Below are 13944 nucleotides of genomic sequence, written 5' to 3' on the forward strand. Positions count from 1 at the left end.
AAATAAATAACCGTAAATTTGCCTTTTAGTATTAATTCTATTAGCATGAATAACGCTGCCGAAAATCAAGAAATTGTAAAAAAAGTATTTACTTCTTATTTAGAAGAAAACAAACATCGTAAAACGCCTGAACGTTACGCTATTTTACAAGAAATATATGAGGCTCAAGAGCATTTTGATATAGAGTCATTATATATCAAAATGAAAAATAAAAACTACCGAGTTAGTAGAGCTACTTTGTATAATACCATTGATTTACTATTGGATTGTGGTTTGGTTAGAAAACACCAATTTGATGGACAAGCTATGGCTAGGTATGAAAAAAGTTATTTTGATAAGAATCATGACCACGTAATTTTAACTGATACAGGTGAAGTAAAAGAGTTTTGTGATCCTAGAATTCAAATTATCAAAAAAACAATTGAAGAGGTTTTTGATATAGATATTCATAACCATTCTTTATACTTCTACGGAACTACAAAAAAACAAGATTAAACAACAACATAAACAAAACACTTAACAATACACAACTAAATGGCTGTAGATTTATTACTCGGACTACAATGGGGAGACGAGGGAAAAGGTAAGATTGTAGACGTACTTACAAAAAACTACGATATAATTGCACGCTTTCAAGGAGGTCCAAATGCTGGACATACACTAATTTTTGATGGAAATAAGCATGTTTTACATACTATTCCTTCTGGAATCTTTCATAAAACTGCTTTAAATGTAGTTGGTAATGGGGTAGTTATTGATCCTGTTATATTTAAAAAAGAATTAGAAAATTTAGATGTTCATAACATTGATTATACTTCTAAATTATTAATTTCTAGAAAAGCACATTTAATTTTACCTACGCATCGCTTATTAGATGCTGCTTCTGAAACTTCAAAAGGAAAGGCTAAAATTGGTTCTACCTTAAAAGGAATTGGTCCAACATATATGGACAAAACTGGTAGAAACGGTATGCGTGTTGGTGATCTAGAGCTTGATAACTGGAAAGAAAAATACGACGCTTTAACTGAAAAGCATATTAAAATGTTAAACTTCTTTGATGTTGACATTCAATATGACTTAAAGGAATTAGAAGCGGAGTTTTGTGCTGGTATTGATAAATTAAAAACATTGCAGTTTATTGATTCTGAAGAGTATTTAAATAAAGCTGTTAAAGAAGGTAAAACTATTTTAGCTGAAGGAGCTCAAGGATCATTATTAGATATTGACTTTGGAACTTATCCATTTGTTACTTCATCGAACACTACAGCTGCTGGTGCTTGTACAGGTTTAGGAATTGCTCCTAATAAAATTGGGGATGTATTTGGTATTTTCAAAGCATATACAACTCGTGTAGGTTCTGGACCTTTCCCAACTGAATTATTTGATGAAGATGGTGCTACTATGGCACGTGTTGGTCATGAGTTTGGGGCAACTACAGGAAGACCTAGACGTTGCGGATGGTTAGACTTAGTTGCACTTAAATATGCTGTGCAAGTAAATGGAGTTACACAATTAATGATGATGAAAGGTGATGTACTTTCTGGGTTTGATACGTTAAAAGTATGTACTGGTTATAAGTATAAAGGAGAAGAGATTTCTCACTTACCTTTTAACATTGAACCTGAAAATGTAACACCTATTTATACGGAGTTTAGTGGTTGGGAATCTGACTTAACTAAAATGACTGATAAAGACGAAATGCCACAAAGTTTATTGAACTACATTGCTTTTATTGAAAAAGAAACTGAAGTTCCAATTACTATTGTATCGGTAGGTCCAGATAGAAAACAAACAATTTTAAGATAATTTATTTAAAGGAGCTCTAAGAGCTCCTTTTTTTAGCCTATAATAACTTCGTTATGATTAATGAATACTTACATAATATTACCAAACAATTTAAATCATATAAAGAAGTAGCTGACAAAACATTCTCACAACTACAAGAAGATGATTTTCATTGGTGCTTTAATGAAGAAAGTAATAGTATTGCTTCTATTATTATTCACCTTTCTGAAAATATGCTATCAAGATGGACTGATTTTTTTACTTCAGATGGAGAAAAAGAATGGAGAGATAGAGATGCTGAATTTGAACCACAAACACTCTCTAAACATCAACTAATAGAAAAATGGGAAAAGGGCTGGAACTGTTTATTTGATGCTTTAAATAGTATTAATGAAACCAATTTTAACCAACCTATTTATATTAGGAATAAAGAACATAAACTTATAGAAAGTATAACTAGGCAAATAGCACATTATCCATATCATATAGGACAAATAACCTATGTTGGTAAAATGATTTTAAATAGCAAATGGCAAACTGCCTCAATTGCTAAAGGAAAATCTAAAGAGTTCATTAAAAATCAGTTTCTTCAAAATTCACGTACTAAAAACTAATCTAAAATTTTACTTACCAAAAACTACTGCATATTACCATGAGTAATTATATTTTTACTTCTGAACGTTTGGGATTTAGAAACTGGAAAACAACGGATCTTGAATTTTTATCTGAAATGAACTCTAATGAAGAAGTCATGCGCTATTTTCCTAACACACAAACCAAAGAACAATGTTTAGAATTCATTAAACGAATGCAAAAACAATATGAGAATATTGGGTACTGTTATTTTCCTGTAGAAATTATTGAAACCCAACAACTAATTGGTTTTATAGGACTTTCAAAACAAACTTATGAAGCCGATTTTAACCCCTCAATTGATATTGGTTGGCGATTACATCCTAATTTTTGGAACAAAGGTTATGCTACAGAAGGAGCTAAAGCTTGTTTAAAATACGCTTTTAAAACTCTAAATATGTCTGAAATAGTATCCGTTGCTCCTACCATAAATATTCCTTCTATTACTGTTATGGAAAGAATTGGAATGCAAAAAAAAACAGAGTTTAAACACCCTTTATTAACTAATTTCCCTAGTATTGAAAGTTGTGTTTTGTACACCATTGGTAACAAATAATACTTATAATCGTCATTATAATGTTTTAGTAAATGTACTTTAATGAAAAATAAGATTTTACCTCAGCTTTTTATCATCTATCTTAGGTATATACTTGGTTTTGCCTTTATTTTTGCTGCCATTGTTAAAATCCAAGGATTACGTTTTACTTCAGAAAGCGGTGCTGAAAACCCTATAAATTCAGCTTGGCATTATTTTGAAACCATGTACCAATCTGGAATTTATTGGAGATTTATAGGTATTGGGCAATTTTTAGCTGGTTTTTTATTAATGACACAACGTTATTCCAAATTAGGAGCTGTTTTATTTTTCACTATCATAGCTAACATTTTTGTAGTTACTATTTCATACGATTTTAATTATACGCCAGTAATTACTGGATTAATGTTGCTCTCCTCTTTACTTTTAATTCTATGGGATTGGAGTTCTTTTAAAATTTTATTTAATCAAACACCTGTTATAGATACTACTAAAAGATTAGAAAATGATCGTATTTGGGAAATTTTTGGTTTAATATTATGCTTCATTACTGTCATTATTCGTCTTAATATGCATGCCATATTTGTTGGATTTGGTTTTCTTATACTTTTATTTATTGGTATTATTGGATTGTTTTTAGGTCTTAAAAAGCGAAAACTTTATCGTTAATAGTACTATTAAATTTTTCCAAATAATTTATTTAGACGATAAAGTATAATTAACCCTAGCTTATTCTTATTGCTTACAACAGACATTAATTAAACAACTTGTTTTCCATATTAAATCAATAATTTTATTTGTAAAATATTGTTTATTGTTTTCCTTAAATACAATAAACTCATTAAAACTTATTTTTGGATTTCCCCTAGCTATACACATTTTTTGATAAGAACTTATATCAACATCACTAACTCTCCATTAAATTAGTACTTTCTACTCATAACTTATTCAACAGTTTAAATAAGCCTATTATATTTCCATCTGTTCCAGCTAAAACATAAAACACTTAATATAAATAAATTAAAAGTTTTAGTCATTTATTTTTTTAAGTAAAAAAAAGGTACTCTTCTTCTATGAACTGACAAATATCATAGTTGTCACTGATATATCTCATTAATTTTGAAGTATATATAAAACAAAATTGTTTTATAAACTATTAACTAAAATACTCTAGGCAATGAAAAATATATTACTACCTACTGACTTTTCTAAAAATTCATGGAATGCTATAAGCTATGCTTTAACTTTATTTAAAAACCAAAAGTGTACATTTTACATTCTTAATACATACATGCCTAGTATTTATCATATTAATTATATGCCTAAAGGAATAGGTTACCCAAACTTAATAACTTCTTTACAAGAAAACTCTATTAAAAACCTAAACATTATTAAGGATAAAATAGCAAAAGATTTTTCAGATCCTTTACATACAATAGAAACTATTAGCGCTTTAAACACCCTAACTTCTGAAATTAAAGAAATTATAGAAAAAAAACACATACACTTTATTGTTATGGGAACCAAAGGTGCTTCTGATGCTATTGAGGTTATGTTTGGTACTAATACCATGACTGTTATTAATGATATTAAATCTCCAACCATAGCAGTTCCTAAAGATTATGAGTTTAAAGATTTTGATAGTGTATTGTTCCCTACAGATTATCAAATAGCCTATCAAAATCATCATTTAAACCCTATAAAAAATCTTATAAAAACGTATAATACCGAATTACACACCTTACATGTTAAGAATAATACAGATACTGAATTAACTAAAAGACAAAGCGCTAACCAACAAAAACTACATTCTTTTTTTAAAGAACATGAAATAGTTCCTCATTTTACAGATGATAAATACATTCCTAAAGCAGTTGATGAGTTCTTAATAAAAACTAAAGCTGATTTATTAGTAATGCTGAATAACAAAAACTCTTTTTTTGGTAATCTATTCTTTAAACCAATTATCAATAAAATAGGTTTTGATTTAAAAGTTCCCTTTTTAGTTATTCCTAGTAAAATTTAACGTCATGAAAAAAAAGATTTTATTATTAACCGATTTTTCTAAAATAGCGCTCAATGCCATTATGTATGCACTTGAGTTATATAAAACAGACAGATGTGACTTTTATGTTTTAAATACCTTTAAAACGAGGTTCAATTTAATTGAAGATATAATTCCGCCACAAGCGGGCGAATCAGGGTATGATATTCCTAAGAATGAGTCTATTAATCGCTTAAAACATCTATCTAAACTGATAGAATTTCATGAAGATGAAAACCCATATCACACTTTTAGCTACCTAAGTATTAATAAACCTTTATTAAAAGCTGTTACTGAAACAGTTGATTTAAAAGATATTGAACTAGTTATTATGGGAACTAAAGGAATAACTGATAATAACTCTTCAGTATTTGGTAGCAATGCTATTGAAATAATGGAAAAAGTTAGAAATTGCCCTGTATTGGTTATTCCTGAAAAAGCAAATAGATTACTTCCTAAAGAAATTGTCTTTCCTACAAATTTTAAAATCAATTATAAAAAGCGTGAACTGAATTATTTAATAGAAATCGCTAAAAAATGTAATTCAGCTATAAGAATACTTCATATTAATAATAAAGATGAGGTTGATAAAAACTTAATTGATAATCAAAAAAGATTAGAAGAATATTTTCAAGGTATTAAATATTCAATCCACTTATTATCTGGTGTTAGTGTATCAGCAGGTATTAGATGTTTTGTGGATAGTAGAGAGAGTGATATGATTACATTTATTAATAGAAAACATAAATTTTTTGGCAGCATTTTAACTCAACCGCTGGTAAAAAATATAGGGTACAAATTAAAAGTACCCGTACTAGTATTACATGATTTAAATAATTAAAACACAATTAAGATGAAAAATATTGGCATTTGGTTAGATAAAGAGAAAGCATTTATTGTAACTATTAAAAAAGACACAGAACATATAGAGAAAGTATTGTCTAACATAGAAAACTACCATATTGGTGGTGGCTCAGGCACTAAATTTAAGGGTGGCCCGCAAGATGTAGTACAAGATAGTAAGTATTTAGAGCGTGAAAAACACCAAACAAAAAACTATTTTAACACATTAGCTTCTAAAATAAAAAGTGCAGATGCTATTGCTATTTTTGGTCCAGCTGAAACTTATAATAAGTTTAAAAAAGAGTTAGAAAATTCCTATCAAGAACTAAACACTAAAGTAAAAGTTGTAAAAAATGTTGATAGCATGACAAATAACCAAGTTAAAGCTTTAGTTAGAGACTTTTTTAGTAAAAATTAACCGAAGGAATACCCCCGATAAACCTTTGGTTAAAGTTTTTTTCAACAAGTTTATTTTACCAAAGGTTTTCATTTATTATAATTCTACATAAAACTATATGAACTATTTTATAAAATCTATTCTATACATAACTAGTATAATATTTTTAAGTAATTGTAGTACCACAACATTGGTTAAACAATGGAAAAACCCAGAAGCAGAAAATATATCTATTTCAAAAATCTTAATTGTAGGTTTAACTCCCAATATTAAAACTCGAGAAAAATTTGAAAACAACTTAAAAAAAGAGTTCAAATTAAAAGGTATTGAAGCTGTTATAAGCCTAAACGTTTTTGAACCTTCTTTTAGAACTGAAAAAAAATCTAAAAAAGAACTCAAAATTATTGAAGATATTTTAATTGCTAATTATTTTGACGCCATTATTTTTAGTAAAGTAAAAGGTGTTGAGAATAAGGTGATATTCTCTGACAACTATTATAACAAAGAGTACTTAACTATTAAGTTTAAAGAAGACTATTACAATCATCAAGATATTTTAGTAAATCCCAAATACTTTGAAAAATATAAGATATACCATGCTGAAACCTCTTTATTCTGTATTTGCCCTACAAAAGAAAGAGAATTAATATGGAAAGGATATATTGATATTATAGATCCAAAATCTATTGACGAAACTATTAATGATTATATCAACCTTTTAGTATTAACTTTAGAAGAACAGCAATTGATACCTTATTAACTCCCTTCAAACCAACTCTTAAAAGCACCTACTTTTTCTCTACTTACAATCATCTCTTTTTCTATAGATGCTTTAGGCGTAATTTTAAGTCGGCTATTTGAATACACAACCACATCAACAATACTTTTTATACTTATTATAAAACTTCTATTAATCCTAAAAAATTCTTTACTAGATACCATAGAAAAAACATCTTCTAATTTAAAATCTATAATATATTTTTTATTCTCATTAGTTACTAAATGTACAGTTCTACCTTCTGCATAAAAAAGTGCTATATCTTTGGTTTCTATGGAGTGAATATGATTTCCTAAACGCACTAAAAAACGATCTTTAGTTTTCTTTTTACCAAGCCCCTTAGCCACATTTACAATACTTTCTTGACTGGTAAATAAATGTTTCATCAGCTTTAATTTATTCATTGCCTTAGAAATATCTGTAAATGTAATCGGTTTTAAAATATAATCTATACTATTAACCTTAAAAGCATCAACTGCATATTCATCAAAAGCAGTAGTAAATATAATTGGCTTCTTTATAATTACTTGGTTAAATATTTCAAAACTCAAGCCATCAGTTAATTGAATGTCCATAAATACAATATCAAATTCTGTATTTTCAGAAAACCACGCTACAGAATTCTCAACACTATCTAACTTTTTTATAATTGTAATCGTATTATTATACTTTAACAAATATCTTTCTAGCTTTTCTGCTGCTAATGATTCATCTTCTACAATGACAATTTTCATATTGTTTTTTGTGTTTTAGTAGTTAATTTTGGTATAGTTAAAATCCTATTAATATCGGTTGTACTTATAATAAGTTCATTTTCATTATAAACACTATATACTCTTTTTATTTCTTTTAAATTTTCCTCATTAAAAGGTGTGGTTAGTTTATCGTTTGTCAAATATGAAATCATAAACTCTTTTTTGCTTTCATTTAAAACAATTTCTAATTCTAGTTTTGATGATATAATAGTTGTCCTAATAATTTGCTCAACTATAAAAAGTATACTTCTAGGTACTACATAAAATGAGGACTTTAAATTATTTATCAGTTTAACATTACGGTAAGGTAAATAATTAAATAAACTTACCAATACCTCTACAGTATTCAACTCTTCTTCAGCTAAAACTAACTGTTTTTCTTTACTAGACAGAATATAACGATAAATAGTTGCCAAGTAATCAATAAAATCATCTGTTATATCTTTATCATTTTGAATAAGTACCAATAAGTTTTCTAAACTTTCAAATAATAACTCTGGATTTATACCTTGCTTAAATTCTTTAAATTCTTCTTCAATATATTGTCTATATTCTTGTTCTTTAGTTAATTTTTTTGTGTTGACCGTATGCAAATATTGGTGACTAATAAATAATAAAATATAGATTAAAGTCATACTACAAAAAATACTATTAAATAACCACAACTCTTCCATATTTGGTGAGAAACCAAGTATTTTTTTATAATAAATAGTTATGCAAACTGTAACAATACAAATACATAATAAAATTGCTACAAAAACTTGAGTTAATAATAAAATCAGAGTAGACTTAATATTATTTAACTTTTTAAAAAGTATAAGTAAAACTCTAGACAATTCTTGTATTATATATGATAAGCCAATACATACGTATAGTTCTTGGCTTAAAAACTCTTCTTGCAATTGTGCTACATTATTGTTAACCAACAGTAGTAGTAAGTAAACTACTACTCCACTAATAACAGGGCTTAATAAACGAAATAATGGCTGATGTATAAATAATTTTTTCATTGTTTAATAGGTAGTTTTACAATAAAATCACTATTCTGCTCCGTTATAATACCTTCACTAAATAGTAATAAGTATCGTTTATTAATATTCTGTAAACCTATATTTAGTGAAATTACTTTTTTAGGAGCTTTGGTAATATTGTTTCTAACCACAATGTATTTTCCTTTATTTTCAATAGAAACATTTAACGGCTCTGTATCACTCATTACATTATGTTTAACTGCATTTTCAAGTAACATTTGTATTGCTAATGGTGGTACTTTAGATTGTAATACTTCAGGTGAAATATTTATAGTACAAGCATATTTTTTCTCAAAACGAGTTGTTATTAAATAATTATAAGATGTTACAAACTCTAACTCTTCTTCTAAAGAAATCAACTTTACCTCATAACTTTTTAAAGTATACTTGTACATAACAGCCAACTTTCTAATAAATAAAGCCGCTTTAATAGTGTCCTTATAAATAAGAGATGATATCGTATTTAGTCCGTTAAACAAAAAATGAGGACTTAACTGAGATTTTAAAGCATTTAATTGATACTCTATTTGTTTTCTCTCTTGCTTTACAGCTTCTATTTGTAGTGTAGAAAAACTATAGTAGGAATACAATGCAAAATAAATAATTTGAAAAATAAAGGTTGTTAAGAAAAGTAGTATTGCTAATTTAATATATAGTAACTTATGTGTTAGCATAGTATTACTAAACCCATTCTCATTTGTAAGATAACCATAAACTCCAAAACTAAACAATAAAAAAGCAATCATAAAATGAGTAAGGATACCCAAAAATAACCTATTCCCTATTTGCTTTTTCCAAGGAAACTGAATATCTAAAAAATTAGTTAATACCATACTTATGTAAGCCGTCACTATACCAATGGCGCTAAACACTATGAGATGAAAACTTTCTGAGGATTCTAATTTTTGTTCACTAACAAACATATAATATCCTATAAGTAAACCAAAAATGATTCCTGTTACAATGATGAAAAAGTGCTTTTTCACGTTGGAATGATATATTAGTTGATGTAAATTTAGCATAGAACTAAAGTAATCAAATCTGCTATAGAAATTCAATTACTTTAGTTTTGTTTTTTAGTAAATAGCTTTCATTGCTCTACCAAAATACAAATCAGAATTAATAGATTTAGCCACCTTTAAATAAGTATCTTTGACTCTTTGAGAGCTTCTTTTCACCTGAGATGCAAAAGTGATTAATGTTTGCGATAAGTAATTACTTGAATTAATATGATCCATAGACTCCATTACTTTTATTAATTGACCTTCTGTTAGTTGCTTTTTAGACAAACGTTTGTATATACCAGATGCATAATAATCTGAATTTACATTTTTATTAATTAAGTTTAATAATTTATCTAATGATGTATTATCTAAATCCTTTTTTAATAAACTATTAATAACATTTGAGGCATAATAGTCGGAGTCTACATCATCCATAGAGGCTATAAATGTATTGTAATTCTCTTTTGATAAATCTTTTTTATTCAATGCCTTTTTTAACACCTGAGATTTATAATAATCAGAACCTACATTATCAGATATCTGCATCAATTTAGTCATATTGGTTTTATTCAAATCTCTATTATTTAATATTTTAATTAAAAGTTGAGACAAATAGTAATCTGAACCAATATTACCCGATATTTGTAATAATTCAGATAATTGATCATCTGAAATATCTGCATTTTTAACAGCTTTGGTTAATACTTCTGATAAGTAATAATCTGAACCAATATTTTTTGCTGCTTTCATATAAGCAGAAATAGATTGCGAATTGGCTAGAAATGCTTTTTGATTACTTTGCAGTATTTCCGATAAATAATAATCAGAATTTACATCGTCACCAACCTCTTCTATTACCTTAACTAACTCTGAACTATTTAAATTTTTATCCAATAAAATTGTGTAGTACTTTGCTTTTACATAATCACTCTTTAATCTGTCTATTTCTCCTAAAACAGAAGTAGCCCCACCTCTATTATAAAAACGGTTAACCCTTTTTTTTGCTCCAATAGTAGTACTCCTAACAATATCTGGTAAAATTTCAGCCAACCATGCCTTTCCTTCAGGAATAAAGCTTTTTTCACTCCATCCCACATAGTATCTTTTTTTTAGTTTTCCACTTTCAGCTTCAATAACTAACTTTCTTTTCCCTCCAAAACTAGACTTACTTACCTCTAAAAAACCTCCTCTTGAAATAGCTACAATATCTTTGTCATCATCTGACAATGTAATTTCTCCTTCATATTCTAACTTGAACTTATTCCCTTTATCCTTAACTTTAATAGTATATACTCCATTTTTATTAGACGAAGAATACCTATAATTTCTATCACTAGACGTAGTTACTGTAACATTTTGTTGTGCCGCTACATTTACCGATTTTAATAAGAATACAGCCAGTAGTAATATGACTAAAAAAGCCTGCTCTATAATTGTTTTTACTTTCATTTTTATTCGTTTTTTTGATTTATGATGCTTCAAAAGTATGCTAGTAATACTCCTTATAAAAATGAAATGTAATGAACTGTAAGTTTTATGTAGTCAATTGTAGAAATAATATTTTTTATCGCAAGGGCAATAGCCAAGGGTTTAATTCCGTGATGCCTTGCATTGGGATAGTTCATTTACTAAGTACATATAGTTAGCTAACCAATCGTAAGCTTCAGCAAACTCACCCAAATTATAAGCTACCATCATAAACATCTATAATTACCTTATTTTTTATACCTTTAAGCAACCAAACATAAAAACAACTCTTGGTTCAATAATTATGGTCAAAAAAGATATTATTAATTTATTAGAAGAAAAACATCAAGTACTGTTTAATTGGTTACAAAATCAACCTGAAGAAAACTATATAAAAGGTCCAGAAAACAAATGGACAACTGGGCAGCACATTGTTCATTTAGTAGATTCTATCCAAAAAGTAAATCATGCACTAAGCTATCCAAAATTTATTCTAAAATATAAATTTGGTACTTCCAACCGAGAAGTGCGTGCTTATGAACATATCGTAGAACGATATCAGGAAAAATTATCTCAAAATAAAGAAAAAGCTAAAGCTTTTAACATTAAAGTTACTACGCCTTCTTTAAATAAATTTCAACAATTGGTTACCAAACTAAAAATTCAAAATAAAAAACTACAACATAAAACAAATCGCTGGAAAGATCAGGATCTTAATAACTTAATACTCCCACATCCTTTAATGGGTAAAATGCCTATTAGAGAAATTATTATGTGGACGGCTTATCATACAGAACACCATACCAAAATATTACAAGAAAATCACTAAAATTTAAACTCAAAGTTCTCAGTCAAAATTCCTATATTTGTGCTTCTTAAAATGAAGCCGATACATGTTTAATAATTTAAGCGAAAAATTAGATAAGGCGTTACATACGCTAAAAGGACACGGAAAAATTACAGAAGTTAATGTTGCTGAGACATTAAAGGAAGTTCGTAGAGCTTTATTAGATGCCGATGTTAACTTTAAAATAGCTAAGGATTTTACCAAAAGAGTTAAAGAAAAAGCCATAGGTCAAGACGTATTAACTACGTTAAACCCAGGTCAATTAATGGTTAAGTTAGTAAAAGATGAGTTAACTGAATTGATGGGTGGTGATACTGTTGGTATTACTTTAACAGGGTCACCTACTGTTATTTTAATGTCTGGTTTACAAGGTTCGGGTAAAACTACTTTTTCGGGTAAATTAGCTAACTATTTAAAAACTAAGAAATCTAAACAGGTTTTATTAGTTGGGTGTGATGTGTATCGTCCTGCCGCTATTAATCAGTTAAGAGTGGTTGGTGAACAAATTGGCGTTGAGGTATATGCTGAAGAAGGCAATAAAAACCCAGTAGAAATTTCATTAAATGCCATCAAACACGCTAAAGCTAATAGTAAAAATGTGGTGATTATAGATACCGCTGGTCGTTTAGCTGTGGATGAAGAAATGATGACTGAAATTTCAAACATTCATAAAGCTGTTACTCCACAAGAAACTTTATTTGTGGTGGACTCTATGACAGGTCAAGATGCTGTAAACACAGCAAAAGCCTTTAACGATGTTTTGAACTTTGATGGAGTTGTTCTTACAAAATTAGATGGTGATACAAGAGGTGGTGCTGCATTAACTATTAAATCAGTAGTTAATAAACCTATTAAATTTATAGGTACAGGTGAAAAAATGGATGCTATAGACGTTTTCCACCCCGATCGTATGGCTGATCGTATTTTAGGAATGGGAGATGTTATCTCATTAGTAGAACGTGCCCAAGAACAATATGACGAACAAGAAGCTAGAAAACTACAAAAGAAGATTGCTAAAAATCAATTTGGTTTTGATGACTTTTTAAATCAGATTCAACAAATCAAAAAGATGGGTAGCATGAAAGATTTAGTAGGCATGATTCCTGGAGCTGGTAAAGCTTTAAAAGATGTGGATATTGATGATGATGCATTTAAGGGAATTGAGGCTATTATACACTCTATGACTCCTGAAGAAAGAAGTAAACCTACTGTAATTAATGCAAGTCGTAAAAAACGAATAGCCAAAGGTTCTGGAACTTCCGTTCAAGAAGTCAATCAATTAATGAAGCAATTTGACCAAATGAGCAAAATGATGAAAATGATGCAAGGTGGTGGCGGAAGAAAAATGATGCAAATGATGCGTGGCATGAAATAAAATAAAAAAGAGAGATAAGCTAAACACTTGTCTCTTTTTTATTTAGTTTTCAGTTATTGTTACAGTTTTCAGTAGGCAGTATATATGAGTTTTAAAACATTATTAGCATATAAAAAAGGATTTGAGCTAGCTATGGAAATTTTTCATATAACAAAAAAATTTCCCTCTATAGAGCAATTTGCTCTAACATCGCAAATTATTCGTTCCAGCAGATCTGTATGCGCTTCTATTGCTGAATCCTACAGAAAAAGACAATATCCTAAACATTTTAAAAGTAAACTTTCAGATGCTGATAGTGAAAACTCTGAAACACAATTGTGGCTTGAATTTGCACTAGCCTGTGAATATATCAATATCAAAACGAAAAACGAATTAGAAAACAAAAGTAAAGAAGTAGGAAAACTAATCAACTTTATGATTAATAATCCTAATAAATTTGGAATATAACAA

The 13944-nt window shown here is 28.3% G+C and carries 16 protein-coding genes; 12 read left to right on the forward strand and 4 right to left on the reverse strand.

What is annotated here, in order from left to right:
- Positions 1-45 precede the first annotated feature (45 nt).
- From ABNT65_RS05955 to ABNT65_RS05995, 9 genes are all read left to right on the forward strand, one after another.
- On the forward strand, positions 46-495 hold the full coding sequence (locus tag ABNT65_RS05955) for a transcriptional repressor (protein WP_348706073.1): 450 nt from the start codon (positions 46-48) through the stop codon (positions 493-495).
- Between the two features lie 39 nt (positions 496-534).
- Complete coding sequence (locus ABNT65_RS05960; protein ID WP_348706071.1) at positions 535-1806, forward strand: adenylosuccinate synthase; 1272 nt, start codon at positions 535-537, stop codon at positions 1804-1806.
- A gap of 53 nt (positions 1807-1859) precedes the next feature.
- Entirely contained in the window at positions 1860-2399 is a 540-nt protein-coding gene (locus tag ABNT65_RS05965; protein WP_348706070.1) for a DUF1572 family protein, read from the forward strand.
- A 38-nt stretch (positions 2400-2437) separates the two neighbouring features.
- Complete coding sequence (locus tag ABNT65_RS05970; protein ID WP_348706069.1) at positions 2438-2974, forward strand: GNAT family N-acetyltransferase; 537 nt, start codon at positions 2438-2440, stop codon at positions 2972-2974.
- Between the two features lie 42 nt (positions 2975-3016).
- Positions 3017-3622 carry a hypothetical protein gene (locus ABNT65_RS05975; protein WP_348747421.1) on the forward strand — a complete coding sequence of 202 codons (606 nt, stop codon included), beginning with the start codon at positions 3017-3019 and terminating at the stop codon, positions 3620-3622.
- A 508-nt stretch (positions 3623-4130) separates the two neighbouring features.
- Positions 4131-4979, forward strand: coding sequence for a universal stress protein (locus ABNT65_RS05980; RefSeq protein WP_348747422.1), 849 nt, complete (start codon positions 4131-4133; stop codon positions 4977-4979).
- Positions 4980-4983: 4 nt separating this feature from the next.
- A complete protein-coding gene (locus ABNT65_RS05985; protein WP_348747423.1) occupies positions 4984-5838 on the forward strand; it encodes a universal stress protein in 855 nt (284 codons plus the stop codon).
- Between the two features lie 12 nt (positions 5839-5850).
- A complete protein-coding gene (locus ABNT65_RS05990; protein WP_348706061.1) occupies positions 5851-6258 on the forward strand; it encodes a hypothetical protein in 408 nt (135 codons plus the stop codon).
- Between the two features lie 97 nt (positions 6259-6355).
- On the forward strand, positions 6356-6997 hold the full coding sequence (locus ABNT65_RS05995; protein WP_348747424.1) for a hypothetical protein: 642 nt from the start codon (positions 6356-6358) through the stop codon (positions 6995-6997).
- Here the strand turns inward: ABNT65_RS05995 and ABNT65_RS06000 are convergent.
- From ABNT65_RS06000 to ABNT65_RS06015, 4 genes are all read right to left on the reverse strand, one after another.
- Complete coding sequence (locus ABNT65_RS06000) at positions 6994-7749, reverse strand: LytTR family DNA-binding domain-containing protein (protein ID WP_348706057.1); 756 nt, start codon at positions 7747-7749, stop codon at positions 6994-6996. The genes ABNT65_RS05995 and ABNT65_RS06000 overlap by 4 nt on opposite strands.
- Positions 7746-8780 (reverse strand): histidine kinase, encoded by a 1035-nt coding sequence (locus ABNT65_RS06005; RefSeq protein WP_348739301.1) that lies wholly within the window; start codon positions 8778-8780, stop codon positions 7746-7748. The genes ABNT65_RS06000 and ABNT65_RS06005 overlap by 4 nt, the downstream gene beginning before the upstream one ends.
- Positions 8777-9787, reverse strand: a complete 1011-nt coding sequence (locus ABNT65_RS06010) for a sensor histidine kinase (protein WP_348739303.1) — start codon at positions 9785-9787, stop codon at positions 8777-8779. Before ABNT65_RS06010 ends, ABNT65_RS06005 begins: the two co-directional genes overlap by 4 nt.
- Positions 9788-9877: 90 nt before the next feature.
- Positions 9878-11254 (reverse strand): hypothetical protein, encoded by a 1377-nt coding sequence (locus tag ABNT65_RS06015; protein ID WP_348706052.1) that lies wholly within the window; start codon positions 11252-11254, stop codon positions 9878-9880.
- A 322-nt stretch (positions 11255-11576) separates the two neighbouring features.
- Between ABNT65_RS06015 and ABNT65_RS06020 the strand changes: the two genes are divergently transcribed.
- The 3 genes from ABNT65_RS06020 to ABNT65_RS06030 all read left to right on the forward strand — a co-directional run bounded on the left by ABNT65_RS06020 (position 11577) and on the right by ABNT65_RS06030 (position 13941).
- Positions 11577-12101 carry a DinB family protein gene (locus ABNT65_RS06020; RefSeq protein ID WP_348706050.1) on the forward strand — a complete coding sequence of 175 codons (525 nt, stop codon included), beginning with the start codon at positions 11577-11579 and terminating at the stop codon, positions 12099-12101.
- 64 nt (positions 12102-12165) lie between these two features.
- A complete protein-coding gene (ffh, locus tag ABNT65_RS06025) occupies positions 12166-13494 on the forward strand; it encodes a signal recognition particle protein (protein ID WP_348706048.1) in 1329 nt (442 codons plus the stop codon).
- An 84-nt stretch (positions 13495-13578) separates the two neighbouring features.
- Entirely contained in the window at positions 13579-13941 is a 363-nt protein-coding gene (locus ABNT65_RS06030) for a four helix bundle protein (protein WP_348706047.1), read from the forward strand.
- Positions 13942-13944 lie beyond the last annotated feature (3 nt).

The sequence above is a fragment of the Tenacibaculum sp. 190524A02b genome, assembly GCF_964036645.1.
Classification (GTDB): Bacteria; Bacteroidota; Bacteroidia; order Flavobacteriales; family Flavobacteriaceae; genus Polaribacter; species Polaribacter vairaonense.